Source organism: Streptomyces sp. NPDC004542 (assembly GCF_040610035.1).
Lineage (GTDB): Bacteria > Actinomycetota > Actinomycetes > Streptomycetales > Streptomycetaceae > Streptomyces.
On sequence record NZ_JBEXLP010000016.1, the window covers coordinates 1 to 21,483 of the forward strand.

General features: G+C 72.0%; 20 protein-coding genes and 1 pseudogene. 10 read left to right on the top strand and 11 right to left on the bottom strand.

The window, feature by feature from the left end:
* Positions 1–443: 443 nt before the first annotated feature.
* Positions 444–1,649, bottom strand: coding sequence for a hypothetical protein (locus ABZX30_RS12090; RefSeq protein WP_355932089.1), 1,206 nt, complete (start codon positions 1,647–1,649; stop codon positions 444–446).
* A gap of 676 nt (positions 1,650–2,325) precedes the next feature.
* Here ABZX30_RS12090 and ABZX30_RS12095 point away from each other — a divergent pair.
* The 5 genes from ABZX30_RS12095 to ABZX30_RS12115 all read left to right on the top strand — a co-directional run bounded on the left by ABZX30_RS12095 (position 2,326) and on the right by ABZX30_RS12115 (position 9,014).
* Positions 2,326–3,273: a zinc-binding dehydrogenase gene (locus ABZX30_RS12095; RefSeq protein ID WP_355932091.1), complete on the top strand. Its 948-nt coding sequence runs from the start codon at positions 2,326–2,328 to the stop codon at positions 3,271–3,273.
* Positions 3,274–3,366: 93 nt separating this feature from the next.
* On the top strand, positions 3,367–4,170 hold the full coding sequence (locus ABZX30_RS12100) for an IclR family transcriptional regulator C-terminal domain-containing protein (protein ID WP_355932094.1): 804 nt from the start codon (positions 3,367–3,369) through the stop codon (positions 4,168–4,170).
* A gap of 46 nt (positions 4,171–4,216) precedes the next feature.
* Complete coding sequence (locus ABZX30_RS12105; protein ID WP_355932097.1) at positions 4,217–5,182, top strand: D-2-hydroxyacid dehydrogenase family protein; 966 nt, start codon at positions 4,217–4,219, stop codon at positions 5,180–5,182.
* A 118-nt stretch (positions 5,183–5,300) separates the two neighbouring features.
* Positions 5,301–6,353 (top strand): NAD(+)/NADH kinase, encoded by a 1,053-nt coding sequence (locus ABZX30_RS12110; protein ID WP_355932100.1) that lies wholly within the window; start codon positions 5,301–5,303, stop codon positions 6,351–6,353.
* 114 nt (positions 6,354–6,467) lie between these two features.
* Positions 6,468–9,014, top strand: coding sequence for a SpoIIE family protein phosphatase (locus tag ABZX30_RS12115; protein ID WP_355932102.1), 2,547 nt, complete (start codon positions 6,468–6,470; stop codon positions 9,012–9,014).
* Here the strand turns inward: ABZX30_RS12115 and ABZX30_RS12120 are convergent.
* Positions 8,981–9,686: pseudogene (locus ABZX30_RS12120) on the bottom strand (SDR family NAD(P)-dependent oxidoreductase). The gene ABZX30_RS12115 and the pseudogene ABZX30_RS12120 overlap by 34 nt on opposite strands.
* 80 nt (positions 9,687–9,766) lie before the next feature.
* On the bottom strand, positions 9,767–10,426 hold the full coding sequence (locus ABZX30_RS12125) for a YceI family protein (protein WP_355932104.1): 660 nt from the start codon (positions 10,424–10,426) through the stop codon (positions 9,767–9,769).
* Between the two features lie 417 nt (positions 10,427–10,843).
* On the opposite strand from ABZX30_RS12125, the gene bla reads away from it, so the two are divergent.
* Positions 10,844–11,764 carry a class A beta-lactamase gene (bla, locus tag ABZX30_RS12130; protein WP_355932106.1) on the top strand — a complete coding sequence of 307 codons (921 nt, stop codon included), beginning with the start codon at positions 10,844–10,846 and terminating at the stop codon, positions 11,762–11,764.
* Positions 11,765–11,828: 64 nt separating this feature from the next.
* On the opposite strand, the gene ABZX30_RS12135 is transcribed toward bla, so the two are convergent.
* Entirely contained in the window at positions 11,829–12,020 is a 192-nt protein-coding gene (locus ABZX30_RS12135; RefSeq protein WP_355932109.1) for a DUF2795 domain-containing protein, read from the bottom strand.
* A 187-nt stretch (positions 12,021–12,207) separates the two neighbouring features.
* Between ABZX30_RS12135 and ABZX30_RS12140 the strand changes: the two genes are divergently transcribed.
* From ABZX30_RS12140 to ABZX30_RS12155, 4 genes are all read left to right on the top strand, one after another.
* Complete coding sequence (locus ABZX30_RS12140; protein WP_355932112.1) at positions 12,208–12,753, top strand: hypothetical protein; 546 nt, start codon at positions 12,208–12,210, stop codon at positions 12,751–12,753.
* 129 nt (positions 12,754–12,882) lie between these two features.
* Complete coding sequence (locus ABZX30_RS12145) at positions 12,883–13,359, top strand: SRPBCC family protein (protein WP_355932115.1); 477 nt, start codon at positions 12,883–12,885, stop codon at positions 13,357–13,359.
* 155 nt (positions 13,360–13,514) lie between these two features.
* Entirely contained in the window at positions 13,515–14,483 is a 969-nt protein-coding gene (locus ABZX30_RS12150; RefSeq protein ID WP_355932118.1) for a pyridoxal-phosphate dependent enzyme, read from the top strand.
* A gap of 201 nt (positions 14,484–14,684) precedes the next feature.
* On the top strand, positions 14,685–15,092 hold the full coding sequence (locus ABZX30_RS12155; protein ID WP_355932120.1) for an SseB family protein: 408 nt from the start codon (positions 14,685–14,687) through the stop codon (positions 15,090–15,092).
* A gap of 123 nt (positions 15,093–15,215) precedes the next feature.
* On the opposite strand, the gene ABZX30_RS12160 is transcribed toward ABZX30_RS12155, so the two are convergent.
* The 7 genes from ABZX30_RS12160 to ABZX30_RS12190 all read right to left on the bottom strand — a co-directional run bounded on the left by ABZX30_RS12160 (position 15,216) and on the right by ABZX30_RS12190 (position 21,438).
* Positions 15,216–15,614 carry a MarR family transcriptional regulator gene (locus tag ABZX30_RS12160; RefSeq protein WP_355932123.1) on the bottom strand — a complete coding sequence of 133 codons (399 nt, stop codon included), beginning with the start codon at positions 15,612–15,614 and terminating at the stop codon, positions 15,216–15,218.
* A 73-nt stretch (positions 15,615–15,687) separates the two neighbouring features.
* On the bottom strand, positions 15,688–16,038 hold the full coding sequence (locus ABZX30_RS12165; protein WP_355932125.1) for a VOC family protein: 351 nt from the start codon (positions 16,036–16,038) through the stop codon (positions 15,688–15,690).
* Positions 16,039–16,152: 114 nt separating this feature from the next.
* On the bottom strand, positions 16,153–17,172 hold the full coding sequence (locus tag ABZX30_RS12170; protein ID WP_355932128.1) for an FtsX-like permease family protein: 1,020 nt from the start codon (positions 17,170–17,172) through the stop codon (positions 16,153–16,155).
* A gap of 96 nt (positions 17,173–17,268) precedes the next feature.
* Positions 17,269–18,303 carry a LacI family DNA-binding transcriptional regulator gene (locus ABZX30_RS12175; protein WP_355932131.1) on the bottom strand — a complete coding sequence of 345 codons (1,035 nt, stop codon included), beginning with the start codon at positions 18,301–18,303 and terminating at the stop codon, positions 17,269–17,271.
* Positions 18,300–19,205 carry a carbohydrate ABC transporter permease gene (locus ABZX30_RS12180; RefSeq protein WP_355932134.1) on the bottom strand — a complete coding sequence of 302 codons (906 nt, stop codon included), beginning with the start codon at positions 19,203–19,205 and terminating at the stop codon, positions 18,300–18,302. Before ABZX30_RS12180 ends, ABZX30_RS12175 begins: the two co-directional genes overlap by 4 nt.
* Positions 19,202–20,125: a sugar ABC transporter permease gene (locus tag ABZX30_RS12185; RefSeq protein WP_355932137.1), complete on the bottom strand. Its 924-nt coding sequence runs from the start codon at positions 20,123–20,125 to the stop codon at positions 19,202–19,204. Before ABZX30_RS12185 ends, ABZX30_RS12180 begins: the two co-directional genes overlap by 4 nt.
* Positions 20,122–21,438 carry a sugar ABC transporter substrate-binding protein gene (locus ABZX30_RS12190; protein ID WP_355932138.1) on the bottom strand — a complete coding sequence of 439 codons (1,317 nt, stop codon included), beginning with the start codon at positions 21,436–21,438 and terminating at the stop codon, positions 20,122–20,124. Before ABZX30_RS12190 ends, ABZX30_RS12185 begins: the two co-directional genes overlap by 4 nt.
* Positions 21,439–21,483 lie beyond the last annotated feature (45 nt).

Below are 21,483 nucleotides of genomic sequence, written 5' to 3' on the forward strand. Positions count from 1 at the left end.
GGGGGGGGGTGGGGGTGGGGTGGGCCGGGGGTTGGGGCCCCCCCCCCCCCCCCCGACTCGCCGCCGAGCGCGAGCACTCGCCGGGTGCCGTCACCCCAAGGTGAAGGATGACGGTGACGACGGCAACGAGGCCGACGAGACAGCCGAGGGCGCGGACCGGTAAGCCGAGGCCCGCACCTCGCCCGGGATCGTCGCGCCTGGCGCGGCCTGGCGCGGCCTGGCGCGGTCTGACCGGGCTACCGGGCACCGGCGGCACGTCACCGGACTGCCGCACGAAACGCACGGCCGCGGCATCTGCACGATCCGCGTGCGCGACTGCGGCCGAGACCCACCACCGGTCCACAACGCGGTGGAGGGGCGGCCCCCGTCCGGGGGCGCCCCTCCTTCCGCCGCCGCAGGGGAGCCGTCGACGAGGGCCTGGATCGAGACCTGCTTCGGTCCGATCAGCGCTCCATGGCCCGGATGATGCGATAGTCCGCCTCGACGGCTTCCGGATCGCCGCCGCTGAGCACGACCTCGGCGCTCCGGGCCGTACCGGTCACCGGGGAGTGTCCCCCGAGGCCGGTGCTCACCGCGGCCACCGTCGGCAGCCGGCCCAGGATCCGCCCGAGGTGCGGATCGACGGCGTGGCCGCTGCCTCGGCGCAGGTGCACCCGGACCACCCGGTGTCCGGCCGGGCCGGGGACGGACGGCACGGACGGGCCGGGCAGAGGCGGGCCCCAGGGGTCCAGTGCGTCCGTGAGGCGGTCGAGGCCGGTTGCCGTGCGCAGCGCCTCGTCGGCCGGCGAGACCCCGGGCACCGCCAGGGCCGAGACGAGCAGCGGACCTCGCCCCGGTGTGTAGGCGACGCGCGCCGTGACCGGACCGCGCATCACGCCCAGCGCGCCGAGCACGCGCGGCATGTACGCCGACACGGCTCGCGCCGAAGGCTGGTGGGGGAGCAACAGGTCGGTGCGGTCCAGTGACCGGTCGCCGGAGCGCGTCTCGGCCCACACGTCGGTGACGACATGCTCCGTCGGCCCGTCCGCACCGGGGCGACTGACGCTGTTCACGACGAACTGCGGTGCGGGCAGCCGCTCGGTGAGGACCAGATACGGGTCGTCGCAGTACCGGGCGACCGCGCGTTTCACGACGGGCCAGGCCTCACTGATCTGCCTCGCTCCGTCGCAGGCCACCGGCTCGACCGGTACCCCGGCCGCAGCGGGCGCCAGCAGGTAACCCGGCAGGCGGCGGGCCTCGGCCCAGGCCAGGGCCTCGGCCGGATCCGCGCTGCGGATGCCGCGTGGAGCCGGTATGCCGGCGCGCGCCAGGGCGACCGCCTGTACGCCACGGTCGTAGCGCAGTCGCGATGTCTCGGGGTCGCCTTGCGGCAGACCCAGATGCCAGCCGATCCGCTCCGCCAGCTCGATGCCCGCCGCACTGCCGGCGACGACGGCCGACACGCCCAGCCCTCGCAGGGCTTTGACCGTCTGCCGCAGGGATCCGCGATGCTCCACCGAGTCCGCGCAGCCGGCGACCCCGGCCATCCCGGCCGCTCCGCGCGCCGACGTCCGGCGGTGGGCGTCCAGTTCGACGGTCACGGTTCTCCGGCCCCGCCGCGCGAAGGTCTCCGCGAGGGCGGAGCCGCCGAAGGGGGCGACGATCGCCACAGTAGGGGCGACGGCTTCTAACCGGGGCGCCAAGACGGGTGCGGCGGAGGCGAAGACCATGGAAACGAGCTCCTGGACGAAGGAGACGAACGAGACGAAGAAACGAAGAGACGAAGGGGATGGAGGACGCGAAGGGGGTGCCAGGGTGATGGGCAGCCGCACGGCCGGGCGCCGGCCGACTACGAGGACCAGATGCGTGCGGCTCCCTGCCGGTCGGCCTCCGCCGGCACGGCTGCCCCCGGTGGCGGCGGGACGTCGAGCCCCGGGGACCGCCGGCACGCGGACGGCAGGGGAAAGGCGGCGGAGGTCGCCGTGGCGATCGACTGGCTGCGCGAGCGGCGACGGCGCGGAGAAGGAGGAGAAGAGGAGGTGGGGGGAAGGGGCACAGCAGCCTCCTGCCTGAGGCCGACGCCCCGTGCCGGCCTGGTCTGCGGGAAGTGTCTGGCAGAGCGAGGGGGCATCACTATGTCTCGCCGAAAGGGCGAATGCAACCCACGGATTCCTCCTTCTCATCTCGCGAGAAGTTCGACATTAAAGCTTCTCGTCGAGTGAGAAATGAACGGCCCTTTCTCACCTCGTGAGAAAGTTGTATGGGGCAAGATGCCCAGGTCGGAGCGGTTGGGCAGATGCCCTAGCCTGTCGTGGTACACAACCGTCCCGCGTCGATAGGAGCACTGTGCGCGCCATTGTCATGAGGGAATTCGGCGGACCCGAGGTTCTGCGACTGGAAGACGTTCCCGACCCCGCTCCCGCGCGCGGGCACATCCTGCTGGACGTGCGGCTGGCCGGTGTCAACTACGCGGACGTCCATGTTCGCGGAAACACCTACCTCGCACCGGTCGAACTGCCGTACATCCCCGGCAACGAGGTCGTCGGTACCACCGCGGACGGCAGACGCGTCGTGGCGCTGACGCAGGGCGGCGGCTACGCGGAGAAGGCCGCCGTTCACCGCAGGCTGCACTGGGAGATCCCCGACGAGGTCACCGACGAACAGGCGGTGTCGCTGGCCCTGCAGGGGAACAGCGCCTACCACCTCCTCTTCACCGTCGCCCAGATCGTCAAGGGGCAGACGGTCGTCATTCCCGCTGCGGCGGGCGGCGTCGGCTCGCTGGCCGTTCAGCTGGCACACCGGGCGGGCGCCCGGGTCATCGCTCTCGCCGGGACGGACGAGAAGCGCCGGCTGGCCCTCGAACTCGGGGCGGCGGCAGCCGTCGACTCCGCGGAGGACGGCCTGACGGAGCGGATCCTCGAGGCGGCGGGAGGCCCCGTCCACGCCGCGCTGGAGATGACCGGCGGCGAGACGCTGCGGCAGACCCTCCAGGCGGTCGGCCCGCGCGGCCGGCTCGTCGTGTACGGCTTCGCAGGCGGCCGGCTCGCCGACGTTCCCGTGCACCAGCTGCTCCAGAAGTCCGTCACCGTCGCCGGTTTCTGGCTCCCGCACCTCTACACCGACCGGACGCTCCCCCTCGCGGCGTCCATGAGGCAGCTGTTCGACGCCGTCGGCAACGGCACACTCAGGATCGTGACCGGCGGGACCTACCCGCTCGCCGACGCGGCCAAGGCGCACCATGTGCTCAACAGCCGTACGGGAACGGGCAAGTTCAGTCTCGATACCTCCGCGTAATACTCTTGCGCCATGCCCTGTGCGGTGCATCAGGGCCGTGTACCGCCGCGCTCCGGGCGGAGGGGCGCGGGCACGACGAAGGGGGTACGGCGGATGAGCGGCCAGCGCGGGACCGGGACCAGTTACGCCGAGCGCTTCATGCGGGTGCAGCAGGCGTTCATCACGCTGGGTCCCGGTGCCCACCGGCTGTCCGAGATCGCCAAGGCCGCGGACCTCGACGATTCCACCACCGGCCGCATGCTCACCGCCGGAACCTACAACAGCACCTTCGTCCGCATCGACCGAGGCCTGTACCAGCTCGGCAGCACGGTCGCCGACCTGGGGCTCCACGCACTCGCCGAGGACAAACTCTCCGGTGACGAGGCCACCCACTTCCTGCAAGGCCTGCGCAGGGCGACCGACAACGGCCTGGTCTTCCTCTACATGAGAGCCCCGTTCGGCATAGCGGGCAGACAGTGCCTGGACATGGCGGTGGGGGACTCCGATCTCGTCGAGCTCGGCATGACGCCGCGTGACGTCCTCTCGGTCACACGGTCGTTGCGCACCGGCGCCTCGGGCCGGACGATCCTCGCCTACCTGCCCGAACAGATCCAGCGGCGGGTAGCGGCCGATCCGGTCCCGGAGGAGGCCGGCCCCGGCGTCATCCGCGACGGGGACGAACTGCTCGCCTCCCTCGCCGACATCCGTGACCAGGGCTACGCCCTGGGGCACCAGGAGTGCATGGCGAAGTGGAACTCCGTCGCCGCCCCCGTCATCTGGGACGGCGCGATCTGGGGAGCGGTCCTGCTGCTCAAGCCCATGGACGTCATGCCGGAAGCGCCCCGGCACTACATCTACGCCACCATCACGGCCGCCGCCGGGCTCAGCCGGCTCGGCGGAGCCTGGCCGGCCGACTGACCACCCGTGCGGATCCCGCCTTCCGGCGGCCAGGCAGAATGACCGCATGACCCTCCACTGCGCTGTGCTGGACGACTACCAGGGCGCCGCCCTGACCCTGGCCGACTGGAGCCCCCTCGCCGGCCAGGCCGAGGTGCGCACGCTCCGCGAACACCTCGCCGGCCGGGACGAACTCGTGGCCGAGCTGGCCGACTGCGAGATCGTCGTGGCCATGCGGGAGCGGACCCCCTTCGACGCGGACCTCCTGCGCCGCCTTCCCCGGCTGCGCCTGCTGGTGACCACCGGCATGCGCAACGCCTCCATCGACCTCGCCGCGGCCGCCGCCCAGGGCGTGACGGTCTGCGGCACGGCGAGCAGTCCCACCCCGCCCGTCGAACTGACCTGGGCGCTCGTCCTCGGCCTGGCCCGGCAGGTGACCGCCGAGAACCGGGCCCTGCGCGAAGGCGGCCCCTGGCAGTCCACCGTCGGCCAGGACCTGAACGGGCGGACCCTCGGCCTGCTCGGGCTCGGCAAGATCGGCACCCGGGTCGCCCGGATCGCCACCGCCTTCGGGATGGAGGTCCTCGCCTGGAGCGAGAACCTCACCGCCGAACGAGCGGCCGCCGCCGGAGCCCGGCTCGCCGCCGGCAAGAAGGACCTGCTCAGCCGCAGCGACGTCGTCTCCGTCCACCTCGTCCTCTCCGACCGCACCCGCGGCCTGCTGGGCGAGGAGGAACTGCGTGCCATGCGCCCGCACGCCTACCTGGTCAACACCTCGCGCGCCGCCATCGTCGACCGCGGCGCACTCCTGCGTGCCCTGCGGGAGGGCTGGATCGCCGGGGCGGGACTCGATGTGTTCGAGACCGAGCCGCTCCCCGCCGACGACCCGCTGCGCTCCCTGCCGAACGTGCTCGCCACCCCGCACCTCGGCTACGTCACCGAGCAGAACTACCGCACCTTCTACACGGAGGCGGTGCAGGACATCACCGCCTTCCTGGCCGGTTCCCCCGTCCGGACGCTGACCGGCGGCTGAGAACCCCGGGCCGCACGGCCCGCAACCGAACGGGACCGCGCCGCCGGTGTGGCAGATGGCGGCGCCGGGTTACTCGGGGTGCAGTGGTGGCCGGTCGCGAGGGCATGCGGAGGCGGACGTGACGGTGAGTCGGCTCGGATTGGTCGTGCACGGTGGGCGCGCGGAAGCCGCGGAGGCCGCCCGTGCCGTACGGGAATGGTGTGCCGAGCACGCCGTGCCGTGCGCGGACATCGACGTGTGGCAGGACGGCGGGCGGCGCGGCGCGGGCGAGGAGGTGACGGCCGCCGGTGACCCCGACCTCATCGTCACGCTGGGCGGCGACGGCACCTTCCTGCGCGGCGCACGGCTGGCCGCCGAGCACGACGCCCTGGTCCTCGGCGTCGACCTGGGACGGGTGGGCTTCCTGACGGAGGTGCCCGTCGCCGAGGTGCGCGCGGCACTGGACGCCGTACGGAACGATCAAGTGGACGTGGAGCACCGCCTGCTGCTGACCATGCGTGCCTCGTGCCGGCTGCGGGTGCCGTCCGAGATGGAAGGGCTGCTGCGCTACGGCCGCGGGCCGCTCCTGCCGCCCCCCGGGGTGCGCGCCGACTGCGAGACCGACGACGAGTGGGGCGTCCCGCTGGACGTCTTCGCACTGAACGACATCGTCCTGGAGAAACTGTCCAGGGACCGCCAGGTGTCGGTCGGCGTCTACGTCGCGGGCCGGCTCCTGGCGTCCTACTCCGCCGACGCGCTGATGGTGGCCACCCCGACGGGCTCGACCGCCTACAGCTTCGCGGCCGGCGGCCCCGTCGTCTCGCCACGCGCCGAGGCACTGGTCTTCACGCCGGTCGCCCCGCACATGGCGTTCAACCGCTCGGTCGTGACCGCCCCGGACGAGCCCGTCGGGCTGCGCGTGCTCGAGCGGTCCGGTCGGGCCGCGGTCAGCGTCGACGGCCAGTTGCGCGGCGTGCTCGACCCGGGCGACTGGATCGGCGTGTACGCGGCGCCGCGCCGGCTGCGGGCGGTCCGGCTGGGGCCGATGGACTTCTACGGCCGTCTGCGCGAGCGGATGAACCTGACCGACGCCCCGGCGGCGGTGGCGGACGGCACCGCCGCCCCGCTGTGGTCGGTGACCACCCCGCCGCCCGGGGACCTCGCCCACCTCACGCTGCTCACAGGACCCTGACGGCCCCGTGACGCCGTTCCCCGTGCCGTGACCGCTCCGGGCTCGAGCGGGTCGGCCGGGGCGTGACGAACTACTGTTGATGGCAGCAGTCTCGGCACGGACCGGGGAGGCGATGTGACGGCCGGTACCGCCGGGCGCGGCAGCCGCGCCGAAGGACTGGATTCGGTACGCCTGCGCCTGCTGGAGACCGCGGCCGGGGACCAGCCGGACGCCGTCGCCCTCCCGCTCGCGCTCCAGCAGGCGACCGCCGCCCTGCACGGCCTGGGTGGCCTCCTGCACCGCCGCGACCCCCGCGGTACCGGCCCGCTGTGCCTCGTGGCGCTCAGCGGCCTGCCGCTCGGGACCGTCGAGGGATGGGCCCGGATCGGGCCGGACGCGGACGTGCCGCCCGCCCGGGCCGCGCGCGGCGGCGCGTACGTCTGGCTGGGCGAGGACGTCCTGGGCATCGGGGCCGCGGGCGTCGCCTCGGTTCCGCTGCCGGGCCGCGCCGGGGCGCTCACGGTGCTGACGGCGGAGCCCGGTGAGCCGGACCCGGCACGGCGCCTCCTCCTGCACGCGGTGGCCGCCTGGGTCTCCGGGCGCCTGGGCACCGGTCCCGCCCTCGGCGGCACCGGAGCCGGGCCGGAACCCGTCGCGCGCGCTCTCGACACGATGGCGGACGGCTTCCTCACCGTCGACGGCGACTGGCGGATCACCTTCCTCAACCGGGCGGCCGAGCGCCTCCTCGGCGTGGGCGCCGCGGCGCTGGGCAGCACCCTGTGGGACGTCCCGGCCTGCCGCGTCCCGGGCCTTGAGTGCCAGTTCCGCAGGGCGTACGCCGAGCGGACGCCGCTGACTGTCGATCTGCGCCGGGCCGGCCGGCGGGCGTGTCAGGTACGCCTGGTGCCGCTGCCGGAGAGCGGACTGGCGATCTGGATCGCCGAGGTGAGGGTGGAGCGGACCGGCATGGCCGGGGAGACGGCCGACGAAAGCGGCGCGGCGGAGCGCACCGCCCGGATGGGCGAGCTGACGGCCGCGCTCACCGAGGCCGTGACGTCCCGGGACGTGGTCCGTGCCGTCGCCGAACACGTCCTGCCGCCCTTCGGCGCCGACGGACTGGTGGTCGAAGCAGTGGAGGGCGGCCGGGTGCGCGTGGTCGACTCCGTCGGGTACGGACCGGACTTCCTCGGCCTGATCGACGGGGTTCCGCTGAGCGACAACACGGCGGTCACCGACGCGCTGCGCACCCGTACTCCCAGGTTCCTTGAGTCGAAGGCGCGGTTCTGCGGGAAGTACGGGGACCTGAGCGGCCTGGTCGCCGGCTCGGCCATGAACGCGTGGGCGTTCCTGCCGCTCATCGCGTCCGGCCGTCCGATCGGCTGCTGCGTCCTGTCCTTCGACCGCCCGCGCTCCTTCAGCCAGGAGGAGCGCACCCTGCTCACCGCGGTCAGCGGTCTGGTCGCCCAGGCGCTGGAACGCGCGCGCCTCTACGACAAGGAGCACACCCGGGCCCAGGGACTCCAGCGCGGCCTGCTGCCCAAGTCGCTGCCCTCCCGGCCCGCCGTCTCCGCCGCCGCCCGTTACCTGCCCGCGGGCCGGGGCGACGAGGTCGGCGGAGACTGGTACGACCTGATCCCGCTCTCCGCCGACCGTGTCGCCCTGGTGATCGGCGACGTCATGGGGCACGGCATCACCGAGGCCGCGACCATGGGCCGGCTGCGTACGGCGGTCCGCACGCTCGCCGACCTGGAACTGGAGCCGGTCGAACTGCTCGGCCACCTCAACGAGATCGTGGGCGAGCTGGGGGACGACTACTACGCCACTTTCTCGTTCGCCGTCTACGACCCGGTCGCCCGGACCTGTGCGCTCGCTCTGGCCGGGCATCCGCCCCCGGTCGTCGTCCACCCGGACGGCACGGTCCGCAGCCCCGACGTGCCCGTCAATCCACCGCTCGGGGCCGCCGAGCCGCCCTTCGACGTCCAGGAGCTGGACCTGCCGGAGGAGAGCCTGCTGGTGTTCTGCACCGACGGCCTCGTGGACTCGGCCGGCCGGGACGTCGACGAGGGCTTCGCCCTGCTCCGGCGGACCCTGGAGGAGGCCGTCACACGGACCTCGTACTTCCCGGACGACGGGTCGGACGAGCGCACGGACCGGCTGGACGCCCTGTGCGACCACCTTGTGGCGACCCTGCTGCCCGACCGCGGGCAGACCAGTGACGACGCGGCCCTGCTGGTCGCGCACACCCACGCCACACCTCCCGGCGACATCGCCTCGTGCCGCCTGCCCGAAGACCCCAGGGCGGCCGGACAGGCCCGCGAGTTCGTCCGCCACCGGCTGGCCACGTGGGGCCTCCAAGAGCTCGGGACGACCACCGAACTGCTGGTCAGCGAGCTGGTCGGCAACGTCGTCCGGCACGCCAGGGGACCCGTCCGGCTGCGTCTGCTGCGCAGCCGGTCACTGATCTGCGAGGTGTACGACGGCAGCCTCACCACCCCGCGCATCCGGCGCGCCGGCCACACGGACGAGGGCGGCCGGGGCCTGCACCTGGTCGCCGCCCTGTCACGGCGCTGGGGCACCCGCTTCCTCGGCGACGGCAAATGCATCTGGACCGAGCAGGACCTTCCGCCGGTGGACCGGGCCGGTACGGATCACCAGGGCAGGGTGCCTTCGGCGTCGAAGTAGCCCCCCGTGGGGCCGTCGGGACCCACCCGTGCCATGCGGACGATGATCTCGGCACCCTCCTCGACGGTCCGGACGCCGGTGTTGCCGTTCAGGCCGGTCTTGGTGAAGCCTGGCTCCACGGTGTTGATCCGCATGCCGGGGAACGCCTTCGCGTACTGCACCGTGATCATGTCGACGGCGGCCTTGGACGCCGGGTAGGCGACGCCCGGATAGGCGTACGCCGGGCTGCCGGCGGTGCTGACCGCGGTCAGGGAGGCCAGCCCGCTGCTGACGTTGACCACCACGGGGGCGGTCGAACGCCGCAGGAGCGGACGGAAGGCGTGCAGGACGCGCACCGTGCCGAAGACGTTCGTCTCGAACGTCTGTCGCATGACGCCGGCCATGACGTCCGCGGGGCCGATCAGGGCGTTCCCGGCGGCCCTCTCCTCGACGCCGGCGTTGTTGATCAGTGTCGAGCCCTCCGTCGGCCTCGACGGTCCGCACGGCGGCCGCCACGGACGCGTCGTCGGTGACGTCCAGCCGGACCGTCCCCGCGCCGAGCCGCTCGGCGGCCCGGCGGCCGCGTCCGGCGTCGCGGCTGCCGATGTACACGGTGTGGCCCGCGTCGACGAGGCGGCGGGCGGTCTCGAAACCGAGGCCCTTGTCCGCTCCGGTGATCAGTGTCGTGGTCATGCGTCCACCCTTGGACGGGGCGGTGCGGACAGCCGGTGCCCCCCGGTTCCTGGGAGTGCCGGGACCAGGAACCCCGTCGGTCAGCCCAGGGGCGCGGAGCGGATGGCGGCGATGTCGAACTGGAGGCGCACCTTCTCGCTCACCATGGCGCCGCCCTCGGCGAGCCGGGCGTCGTACGTCAGACCCCAATCGGAGCGGTTGATGGTGGTGGTTCCGTCGAATCCGACCCGCTCATAGCCGAAGGGATCGGTGACGTGGCCTATGTAGGTGAGTTCCAGGACGACGGGGCGGGTGGCGTTCTTGATGGTGAGGTCCCCGGTCATGCGGTAGACATCGGGGCTTGCGAGCTGCACGGCGGTACTGGTGAAACGCATTCGAGGATAAGCCGCGGAGTTCAGGAAGTCACGGCCGGTCAAGTGGGCGTCACGCTGTTCCACGCCGGTGTCCACGCTCGCGGTGGACAGGGTGATCTCCGCCTTCGAGCGAGCGGGATTGCGGCCGTCGAAGTAGAGCCGGCTCTGGAACTCGGTGAATGCCCCGCGCACGGTCGTCACCATGGCATGGCGGACGGAGAAGCCGATCCTGCTGTGCGCGGGGTCGATCATCCACTCGCCGGTCAGCGCCGCCAGGCCGGGATCCGGGAGGCCGCCGGCGGCCAGGGCCGGTGGTTCGGCGGCGAGTCGCGTGGTCGTGGGGGAGGCCGAGCGGCGGGGGGACGCACCGCGGTGGAACAGGTTCATGATTCACGTAGTTACTGCACGGCGGATTGAGCCGCAAGCCTTCCGCGTGAACAACGGTGGCGCGAATCAGTACCGACATGCGTATACGCGACCAGTTCACGCCCAGTGGTCACGGCATCCACACATGCTCACCACGGAATCGTCAACGAGTGGGCGGCGTGAAATTCCCGCATTCCATCGGTGACGCCTTTTCAGGTGCCTATGTCGCCTTCTGTGCGGCGAGAGCGAGTTTGCGCCGGGTGCGCACCGTCGTGGCGCGGGCCATGAAAGGGTGAACCTTTTTCACCACGCCCCAGCAGAGCCTCGACCGCCACGCGCCGGCCTTCGCCGCGCTGCGGAGGAGCACGGCGGCGGCACAGGGGGTCAGCGGCGCGGTGCCTGTTGGACGTGAGCGGGTACGGCTGATTCGCTGTGCGCATGACCTCAGCCATCCCTCTTCCGCGGCGCGGCCTGCTCAGGGCCAGCCTCGCCGTCCCGACCGCCGTACTGACCGCCGCCGCGCCGGCGCCGACCGCCTCGGCCACGCCGGATTCCCGGTCGGCAGGCACGGAAAGCGAGTTACGTGATCTCGAACAGCGGTACGCCGCACGCCTCGGTGTGTACGCCCGCAACCTCCGTACCGGGCAGGCCGTGTCCTACCGGGCGCGGGAGCGGTTCGCCCTGTGCTCGACGTTCAAGGCGTTCGCCGCGGCGGCGATCCTCCGCGATCACGGTGACTGCGCGCCGCTGGACAAGGTGATCCACTATCCGCCGGCGGACGTGGCGATCCCGAACTGCCCGATCACGAAGGCCCACGTCGACACCGGCATGACGGTGGGCGACCTGTGCGCGGCCGCGATCCAGTACAGCGACAACGCGGCGGCCAACCTCCTGCTGCGCCAGATCGGCGGGCCGGACGGGCTCACCCGGTTCTTCCGGTCGATCGGCGACCCGGTCAGCCGGCTCGACCGCTGGGAGACCGACCTGAACTCCGCCGTTCCCGGCGACCTCCGCGACACCACCACGCCGGAGGCGGTCGGCGCCGGCTTCGCGCGGCTCACCCTCGGCCGGCTGCTGGCCGATGCCGACCGCGAGCAGCTCGTCACCTGGCTGAAGGGCAACACCACCAGCGGGGAACGGTTCCGGCGCGGCCTGCCGCGGGACTGGGCCGTCGGTGACAAGACCGGTACCGGTGACTACGCGACCGCCAACGACATCGGCGTCGCCTGGACCAGCAGGGGGACACCCCTCGTGCTGGCCGTGCTGTCGTCGAAGACCACCCGGGACGCGGTGGTGGACAACGGACTGATCGCCGACACGGCGGCCGTACTCGCGCGCACCCTCGCCCCGGGGGAATGAGACCGCGGCGCGGCGCGGCGGCCGGGGCCCGAGGTCCCGGCCGCCGTGTCCGTCGCTGTCGTCACTACTCGTTGAACACGGCCTTGCTGACCTCGGCCGGGTTCTGGAACTCCTTCTTCCCGAGGTGGGAGATGCGGTCGGTGATCTCCTTCGGCGCGTGGTTCTTCTCCGCGACCTCCCGGAGCTGTTCCCGGTCGGCGGGGTACTCCGCGCCGGACAGGGCCTTCTGCAGATCGGTGGGCCTGACAGCCGCCATGGCTCCTCCCGGCGGTGAGGTGTTCCGGTGTTCCGCGTGACACCGGCGTCGGAAGCGGCGCCGGACTGCTCGTGTACCCCCGCCCCGGGGAGGCGATTCCGGCTTTCCGGACAGTCGGCATGATCCTCCCGGATGGGTACCCGGTGCCCCGGTGAACGCAGGGATCCCTTTCCACCAGGAGGCACCAGTGAGCACGAAGGACATCCTGAGCGGCGGAACGACCACCGCGCGACCCGTCGGCGCGCCGCGGCTGGACCTGCTCGGCATCTATCTCAACGACCACCTGGCGGGGGCCACCGTCGGCACCCGCCGCGCCGGGTACGTGGCGCGGGCACACCAGGGCACTCCGCTCGCAGACGTACTGGAACCGCTCGCGCGGGAGATCGCCGAGGACCGCGAGAGCCTGCTGGGCATCATGGAGCGGCTCGGGATCCCGGCGCGCCGGTACAAGGTCGTGGCGGCGGCCGCCGCGGAGTGCGCGGGGCGGCTCAAGCCCAACGGGCGCATCGTGGCCAGGTCGCCGCTCTCCTCGGTCCTGGAATTCGAGTTCCTCCGGCTCGGCGTGGAGGGAAAGGCGGCCGCCTGGCGGTCGCTGCGTCCGCTGGCCGAGGTGGACCGGCGGCTCGAGCCGGCGCAGCTGGACGAGCTGCTCGCCCGGGCCGAACGGCAGCTGCGCACACTGGAGCAACTTCGCTCGGGTGCGTCGCAGGAGGTGTTCCGCGGCCGCCGGTGATCCGGGCCGCTCGTCCGGTCGCCGCCCGGCGGGAAATGGCGATCTGACCGAATTGCTGTGACCTCGCCGGTAAGCGGGGTACCCGGCCGCCTGGCCGACGAGAGCAGACCGACGAAGGAGGAAGCATCCATGAGCACGGTCAAGGAAGCGGTTGAGGTCGAAGTCCCCCTGCACGCCGCCTACAACCAGTGGACGCAGTTCGAGCAGTTCCCGCAGTTCATGGAGGGCGTGGAGGAGGTCAGGCAGGTGGACGACCGCCACAACCACTGGACCACCAAGATCGGCGGGGTGAAGCGCGAGTTCGACACCGAGATCGTCGACCAGCTCCCCGACGAGCGGATCACGTGGCGCACCATCAGTGGAGACACCCATCAGAAGGGGTCGGTCCGCTTCCAGCGTCTGGACGACACGCACACGCGCGTGGAGCTCGTCATGGACATCGAGCCGGAAGGCATGGTGGAGAAGGGCGCCGACGCGCTGGGCGTGATCGACCGGCGGGTCAAGGGAGACATGCACCGCTTCAAGGACTACATCGAAAGCCGCGGCGGCGAGAGCGGTGCCTGGCGCGGGCGCATCAAGCCCGGCGACCCCGGTCAGACGCTCTGAGGCCGGCAGGCCACGGCTCCGGCTGAGCGCTGCCGTCCCTGGGGACGCCGGAGGGTCTGGACTTTCCGTCTAGATGCTGGACAATGATTCCAGCCCGGAACGGTCCGGACCCCGGCGACCGCAGTGGCCGGCAGCGCCCAGAACGGAGTGCGAACATGCCCGACACCCCGCCCGTCAGTCTCGACGACGTCCGGGAAGCCGCCGCACGCATCGAGGGCGTCGCCCTCCGGACGCCCGTGCTGCGCTCGCGGACCCTGGACGAGCTGGTGGGCGCCGAGGTCCACCTCAAGTGCGAGAACCTCCAGCGGGTCGGTGCCTTCAAGTTCCGCGGTGCCTACCACGCCGCGTCCCGGCTGTCCCCGGAGAACCTGGCCAAGGGCATCGCCGCCTACTCCTCCGGCAACCACGCCCAGGCCGTGGCGCTGGCCGCCCGCGAGCTGGGCACCACCGCCGTCATCGTCATGCCCGAGGACACGCCCCGCGCCAAGCTGGAGGCGACCGCCGGGTACGGCGCGGAGATCGTCACCTACGACCGCTACACCGGCGACCGGGTCGCGATCGGGGAGGCCCTGGCCGCCGACCGCGGGCTGGCGCTGATCCCTCCGTACGAGCACCCCCACGTCATCGCCGGCCAGGGAACGGCGGCCCTGGAACTGATCGAGGAGGCCGGCGACCTGGACGCCCTGGTGGTGCCGGTCGGCGGCGGCGGACTCATCGCCGGAAGCGCGACCGCCGCCAAGGGCCTCCTGCCGGACATCCGGGTGATCGGCGTGGAGCCGGAGGCCGGGGACGACACCAAGCGGTCCCTGGAGGCCGGCCGGCGCGTCTGCGTCCCCGTGCCCCGCACCATCGCCGACGGCCAGGCCGCGGACATCCCCGGCGAACTCACCTTCTCCGTCAACCGGCGGCTGCTGGACGGGATCGTCCTGGTCGACGACGACCAGATCCGCGAGGCGATGCGGTTCGCCTTCGAACGCCTGAAGACCGTCCTCGAACCGAGCGGCGCGAGCGCTCTGGCCGCCCTGCTGGCCCACCGGGTGGAGCCGCTGCCGCGCAGGATCGGCGTCATCCTCTCCGGCGGCAACATCGGCGCCCGGCGGTTCGCCGAACTCCTCGGCGCCTGAGGTCCGCGCCCACGCGGCGTCACCCTCCGACACCGGAGCACTCGCCGATGCCGATGCCGATGCCGATGCCGATGCCGATATCGGTGTCGATGCCGGTTCGGGCGGCATGCCCCGGAGCCGGCTGGGTACGCGCCCAGGACCGCGTCCGCGGCCGAGCGCCGCCGGGCGACCGTACGACCGCCGCCATCAGGGGAATCTGACATGGAGACACCCGCGTACGACGACACGCCGACGCCGGCCCAGCGGGCGCTGGACGCGCTGGCCGAGAACGCCGAGGACCCGGCCGCGCTGCACACCCTCGCCAGCAGCGAGGTCCTGCTCCCGGTACCGGACGACGCCGCCGACGAGGACGCCACCGACCCGTCCGCGGTGGCGCTGCCCGTCCTGGAGAGGCCGGGGGACGACCCGGTCGTGCCGGTGTTCACCTCGGAGCTGACGATGGCCGAGCTGCTGCCCTTCGTCTCCCGCTACCGTCTCGTGCCCCTGGGCGCGCTCGCCTCCCAGTGGCCGGCCGACGACCTCTCGCTCACCATCGACGGCAGCTCCGAGCACGGTCTGACCCTCACCTCCGAAGGGGTGCGCACCCTGCTGGCCGGCGCCACGGGCTGACCCCGGCCGCCCGGCCGGGGTCCATCCGTCAGGGCCTCTCGTTCGGATCATGCCGGGCTCGCGGGGTCCGCTGCCGTGCATCGGACCCCGCTCCCTGATCCGGCCTGATCCGAACAAAAGACCCTAGCCCGGCCGCTCCTCCAGCACGCGGGCCAGCGCCGCGCGTTGCAGGGGCAAGACCCGTGCGTGCAGTTCGCGGCCCTTGCCGGTCAGCGCGACCCAGACGCCACGCCGGTCCTCCGCGCAGACCGAGCGCTCCACCAGGCCGTCCTTCTCCAGCCTGCCGATGAGGCGGGAGAGCGCGCTCTGGCTGAGATGCACCCGGCCGACCAGGTTCTGCACCCGGCACTGGTCGCCTCGTTCGGGCGCCTGTGAGGCCAGCAGGTCCAGTACCTCGAAGTCGCTCGCGCCCAGCCCGTGCGGGTGGAGCACCCGGTCGATCTCGCACATCGTGCGCGCGTGGACCGACAGGATGTCCCGCCACCGTTCCTCGAGCCGTGCCTCGGCCGTCTTCGCTGCCATACCCGCACCGTAGCACCGATCCAGCCGATCGTTGAGTGTGCAACTACCGTAGGGGCGGGGAGCCGCGCGGGGTTCAGGCGGCCGGGTCCTGGAGGAGCCCCACCAGGTTGCCGTCGGGGTCCTTCACCGAGGCGATCAGCCGGCCGTTGCCGACGTCCCGCACGTCCTGGCGCAGTTCCGCACCCGCCTCGAGCAGGGCGGCGAGCCGCTCCTGGAGGTCGGTGACATGCCAGTACGGCACCGGTCCGGTCATGCCCTGCGCGTGCCCGTCCGGGTCGAGGCCGACGTCCTGCCCGGCGGCCTTGAACCCGACGTAGTAGGGCGCGTCGGCGTAGGGCTCCACGCCCAGCAGCGCGGTGAACAGGGGCTTGGCCTTCTCCAGGTCCTTGACGGGGTAGATGATCGTCTGCAGGCCGGCGGTCATGGGGCTCACTCCTCGGTGGTTGATCCGACGGGTCTTCGTCGGTGCTCCCACGCTAGGGCCGGGGAGCCCGCGCAGGCTTCTCCGTTCCTGACCGGTCGCGTGCTCCCGTCGGCACTACTCGTTGTGCAGCACCTCCGCGACGGTGAGGCGGGCAGCGCGGCGGGCCGGGACCAGAGCGCCCAGGACCGCGATCAGGACCCCCGCGAGGGCCGACAGCCCCAGGACCGGCGCATGCCAGACGTCCGTCATGTACGACGGCAGGGTGATGTCCACCCCCGCGGCCATGCGGGGCATCACGACCTCGTAGGCGGCGATGCCCAGAGGGATGCCGAGCAGGGATCCCAGCGCGCCGAGCACGGCCATCGAGGTCACCGTCATCGCCGTCACCTGGCGCGGGGTCATGCCGATCGACTTGAGCATGCCCAGGTCGCGGCGCCGGTCGTGGATGTTGAGGACGGCCGTGTTGAAGACGCCGAGGGAGGCGACCAGGGACAGCATCAGGGTGAGTCCGGTCGCCGAGCCGACGATGGTGCCGGTGACGCTGTTCGAGCCGCTCAGCTGGACGGACAGCCCCGGGTCGGCGGCCCGGACGGCGCGGGCGTACGCCTCCTGGGCCGTGCCCCCGCGCAGCCTGACGTGATAGGCGATGGGCTTCACGTCCGGTTTCAGGGCGGTGACCGTCGGCCAGCCGCCGATCACCAGCCGGTCGGAGGTGTCCATCGTCTCGCCGACGACGGTCACCACCTCCTCACGGCCGCCCTGCCGCAGCCGCAGGCGGTCCCCGAGGCGCACGCCGTGGCGGCGCAGGAACGGCGTCCCGGCCACGACCTCCCCGGTCCGGCGCATCCAGCGCCCCCGGACGAGGACGCTGTCCAGCGACAGGCCGCCGCGCCGGCCCTCCAACATGACCGCTTGTGTGCTGCCGGCGAGGAGGGCGTCGTCGTCCGACCGTGCCGTCACATGGGTCGCGCCCGGCAACGAGGCCAGCAACGACTGGAGTTCCCGGTCGCCGTGCACCGGCAGCACCTGCTTGCCGTGCCGGTAGCTGCCCACGTAGACGGTGACGTCATAGGTGGGGTGGCCGGCGTTCCCGAAGCTGTTCAGGGTCGCCGCCAGGCCGGTCGCGAACGTCACCGTCGTCCGCGCCCAGGCGGTCGTGCTCGCCTACGAGACGGGGCTGATCAGACCGGGGAAGCGGTGACGGCGGCCGCGGACGGCGGACGGGCCGGCTCAGGCGGAATCGCGGCGCACCAGCTCCGTCGGCAGGATCACCGCCGCCGGGTCCTCGCCGCCGATCTGGGCGAGGAGAACGCGGACCATCTCGGCGCTGATCCGGTCCCAGGGCTGGCGGATGGTGGTGAGGGCGGGGCGGGCGGCGGTCGCCGCGGGGGAGTCGTCGAAGCCGCCGACGGCGATGTCGTCGGGCACCCGCCTGCCCGCCCGCTGGAGCACGGTGAGCACGCCCTGCGCCATGAGGTCGGAGGCGACGAACACCGCATCCATGTCCGGGGCCTGTGCCAGCAGCCGCTCCGCCCCCGCCTCGCCGCTGGCCCGGCTGTAGTCGCCGGAGACGATGAGCTTGTCGTCGACGCCGACACCCGCCTCGTAGAGCACCTCCTTGTAGCCGGCGAGCCGCTCGACACCGCCGGGCGTGTCCAGCGGCCCGGTGACCACGCCGATCCGGCGGCGGCCCAGCGACAGCAGGTGCCGCACCATGTCCCGGGCCCCGTCGCGGTCGTCGGCGGCCACGTAACTGACCTTCGAGCCCAGCCCGAGGGGTTTGCCGCAGGCGACCAGCGGCACGCCCGCCTCCCGCAGTTCCTCGGCCACCGGGTCGCCGGAGTGGCTGGAGACCAGCAGCACCCCGTCGACGTGCCCGGCGGTGATGTACCGCGCTATGCGCCGCCGCTCGTCCCGCGTGCCGGCCAGCATCAGCAGCAGCGGCACGTCGTGCGCGGCCAGCGCCTGAGTGCACCCGCGCAGCAGGACGTTGAAGTTCGGGTCCTCGAAGAACCGCTCCTGCGGCTCGGTCAGCAGGAAACCGACCGAGTCCGAGCGCCCGGTGATCAGCGAACGCGCGTGCCGGTTCACGACGTACCCGGTCCTGCGGATGGCGGCGTTCACCGCTTCCTGCGCGGCCGGACTGACGTAGTGACCGCCGTTGAGCACACGCGAGACGGTGCCCCGCGAGACCCCCGCCTCGCGCGCCACGTCGTGGATCGTCGGCGCCCTGCGCCGGCCCCCCGTACTGCTGCTCATGGTCATGACTTTACGGCCCCGGACAGCAGATCCAGACTCCAGAACCGCTGGATGACCAGGAAGAGGACGATCAGCGGCAGCACGGCCAGGGCGGCCCCGGTGATCACCAGCGTGTACAGCGCCGGGGTGTTGGAGCCCTGCTCGAGGAGCGTGTACAGACCGAGCGGGATCGGGAACTTCTCGTCGTCGCTCAGCATGATGAACGGCAGCAGGAAGTTGTTCCACACCGCCACGAACTGGAACAGGAACACCGTCACCAGGCCGGGCACCATCATCGGCAGCGAGATCCGGGCGAAGATGCGCCACTCGCCCGCCCCGTCCATCCGGCCGGCCTCGACCACGTCACCGGGCACGGCGGCGGCCGCGTAGATCCGCGAGAGGTAGACGCCGTACGGGGACAGGATCTGCGGGAGCAGCACGGACAGGTAGGAGTCCGTGAGGTCCGCCTTCGCCAGCAGCAGGTACTGCGGGACGGCGAGGATCACCGGTGGCATCAGCACGCCCATGAGCAGCACGTTGAACATCGCCTCGCGGCCCCGGAAACGGTAGGTCGCCAGCGCGTACCCGCTGCACGCCGACACGGCCGTCGACAGCAGGGCGCCGAGACCGGCGTAGAGGGCGGAGTTGCCCAGCCACTTCCAGTAGATGCCGTCGCGGTAGGCGCTGAGGTCCTCGAGGTTGCCGGCGAGGCCGGTGCCCGGCAGGAAGGTGAACGTGGAGAACAGCTCGTGCCCCGACTTGGTGGACGCGATCACCACCCAGGCGACCGGCAGCAGGGTGTAGACCGCGCCGAGCAGCAGGGTGAGCGTCGGGACCAGCGCGATCCGGCGGCGCGGCGGCGGGCCCTCGGCGGTGCCGGGGATGGTTCCCGCGGCCGGGGCGGACTCGCTCACGGCAAGAGAACTCATCGTGCTTCCTCCTGTTTGCCGCGGCGGTTCGCGGCCCTGAGGAACCCGAACGACAGGACCAGCGTGACCAGGGCGATCAGCGTCGCCTCGGCGGCGGCCGCGTAGATGTCGTTGCGGTGGAAGGCGTCCTGGTACACCTTCATCAGCGGGCTCCAGCTGGTGTTGACGGAGTTGGTGAGCGGGTGGAGGGTGGTCGGCTCGTTGAACACCTGGAGCGTCGCGATGATCGAGAAGAAGAAGGTCAGCACCAGCGAGGGCGCCACCATCGGGATCTTGATCCGCAGTGCGACCTGCCACGGGGTGGCGCCGTCCAGCTTCGCCGCCTCGTACACCTCGGCCGGGATGGCCCGCAGCGAGGTGTAGATGACGATCATGTTGAAGCCGGTGCCGCCCCACACCGCGATGTTCGACAGGGCGAGGTAGAGCGGACCGCCGTCCAGCAGGTCCGGCTGCGGCAGGCCGAACGTGTCGAGCAGGTAGGAGAAGGGGCTGACGTCCGGCAGGTACAGGAATCCCCACAGCAGCGCGGCCACCACGCCCGGGATGGCGTACGGCAGGAAGATCGCGAGCCGGGTGAACGGGGCGAACCGCACCTTCTCGGAGTCGAGCATCAGCGCGAACAGCAGGGCGAGGCCGAGCATCACCGGGACGACGATGCAGCCGTAGCCGAGCACGCGCAGCGCGCCGTCGAGGAGTTCGCTGTCACCGAGGGCGTCGGTGTAGTTCTCCAGGCCGGCCCAGACCTCCTTCCGCGCGCCCGATCCCAGGCCGAGGCCGGAGACATGCACCTTGCGGAAGCTGAGCCAGACCGCGTACCCGATGGGCAGGGCGAAGAACAGGGCGAAGAGGAGCGTGGCGGGGAGGAGGAAGGCGTACGGGGCCCCCTTGACCCCGTACGCCTTCCGGCTTGTGCTGGTCACTGAGAAACCTCGAAGCCCTGCTTCTTCAGGTCGGCGACCGTGGCGTCCTGCATCTTGGCCAGGGCGGCGGCGAAGTCCGACTTGTCCTTGGCGGCGGCGCCGAACGCGTCGTTGAAGGTCGCGTAGGCGACGTTGACGTTCGGGCCCCAGGCGGACGGCGCGGTGGTGTTCGCGATCTTGGCGGCCTGCGGGTAGAAGTCCGCCTGGTGGGAGAAGTACGCCGGCGGGTTGCTGAAGGCGCCGCTGAGCTGGGCGGAGGTGGAGGCCGGGTAGATTCCGCTGTCCTTCGCCAGTGCGTTGAGCGCGTCGTGGTCGGTGTTCAGCCAGGCGGCGAACTTGGCCGCGGCGGCCTGGTGCTGGGAGTCGGTGGTGACGGCGGTCGAGGAGCCGCCCCAGCTGCCGGTGACGTTCTCGCTCGCGGACCACTGGGGGAGCGGGGCCATGGCCCACTTGCCCTTGGTGTCGGGTGCGGCGGTGGTGAGCGTGCCCGGTGCCCACACGGCGCTGACCCAGGCGATCTGCTTGCCGGTGTTGAGCGCCTTGTTCCAGGACGGGGTGTACATCGGCTGGTTGTCGATGACGCCCTCCTTGACCAGGCCGCCCCAGAACTCGGCGACCTTCTGGGTGGCCGCGTCGTTGATCGCGACCTTCCACTTGTCGCCGGAGGTGGTCCACCACTTGGCGCCGGCCTGCTGGGCGAGGCCCGCGAAGAGACCGGAGTCGTTGGCCGAGAAGGTGGTCAGGTCCTTGTCGGGAGCGGTCTTCTTCAGCGCGCGGGCGGTCTCGGCGAACTGGTCCCAGGTCGTGGGGACCTTCAGCTTGTACTTCTTGAACAGGTCCTCGCGGTAGTAGAACATCATCGGCCCGATGTCCTGCGGGACCGCGTAGACCGCGTCCGTCCCGAGCGTGGTCTGCTGCCAGACGCCGTCGGCGAACCTGCCCTTGATGTCGCCGACCTCCTTGGATATGTCCGCCAGCGCGTCATTGCTGACCAGCGTCGGCAGCGCCTGGTACTCGGCCTGCACCAGGTCCGGTGCCTTCTTCGCCTTGTGCGCGGTGAGGATCTTGGTGACCAGCGTGTCGCCGGACGCCTGCTTCTTCACCGTGACGGTGATCTTGTCCTTCTTGCCCGGCCCCTTGTTCCACAGGTCGACGACCTTGTCCATACCGGGCGTCCAGGTCCAGTACGTCAGCGAGACCGGGCCCGACTCGGCCTTACTGCCGTCCTCGGAGCCGCAGGCGGCGAGGGCGGTGGCGCCGAGCGAGACGGCGACGGCGGTTGTCACGAGGCGGCGGCGCTTCGTGTGCGGCATGGATCTCTCCCCTGACCTGGGTCCCCGCCCGCTGCGGGAACCTGC

Bases quoted from the DNA above. Each gene is read 5' to 3' on its own strand.
- ABZX30_RS12175 (WP_355932131.1), bottom strand. From the start codon at position 18,303: ATGACCATGAGCAGCAGTACGGGGGGCCGGCGCAGGGCGCCGACGATC.
- ABZX30_RS12165 (WP_355932125.1), bottom strand. From the start codon at position 16,038: ATGACCGCCGGCCTGCAGACGATCATCTACCCCGTCAAGGACCTGGAG.
- ABZX30_RS12190 (WP_355932138.1), bottom strand. From the start codon at position 21,438: ATGCCGCACACGAAGCGCCGCCGCCTCGTGACAACCGCCGTCGCCGTC.
- ABZX30_RS12155 (WP_355932120.1), top strand. From the start codon at position 14,685: ATGGAGACACCCGCGTACGACGACACGCCGACGCCGGCCCAGCGGGCG.
- ABZX30_RS12135 (WP_355932109.1), bottom strand. From the start codon at position 12,020: ATGGCGGCTGTCAGGCCCACCGATCTGCAGAAGGCCCTGTCCGGCGCG.
- ABZX30_RS12100 (WP_355932094.1), top strand. From the start codon at position 3,367: ATGAGCGGCCAGCGCGGGACCGGGACCAGTTACGCCGAGCGCTTCATG.
- ABZX30_RS12150 (WP_355932118.1), top strand. From the start codon at position 13,515: ATGCCCGACACCCCGCCCGTCAGTCTCGACGACGTCCGGGAAGCCGCC.
- ABZX30_RS12180 (WP_355932134.1), bottom strand. From the start codon at position 19,205: ATGAGTTCTCTTGCCGTGAGCGAGTCCGCCCCGGCCGCGGGAACCATC.
- ABZX30_RS12125 (WP_355932104.1), bottom strand. From the start codon at position 10,426: ATGAACCTGTTCCACCGCGGTGCGTCCCCCCGCCGCTCGGCCTCCCCC.
- ABZX30_RS12145 (WP_355932115.1), top strand. From the start codon at position 12,883: ATGAGCACGGTCAAGGAAGCGGTTGAGGTCGAAGTCCCCCTGCACGCC.
- ABZX30_RS12105 (WP_355932097.1), top strand. From the start codon at position 4,217: ATGACCCTCCACTGCGCTGTGCTGGACGACTACCAGGGCGCCGCCCTG.
- ABZX30_RS12160 (WP_355932123.1), bottom strand. From the start codon at position 15,614: ATGGCAGCGAAGACGGCCGAGGCACGGCTCGAGGAACGGTGGCGGGAC.
- bla (WP_355932106.1), top strand. From the start codon at position 10,844: ATGACCTCAGCCATCCCTCTTCCGCGGCGCGGCCTGCTCAGGGCCAGC.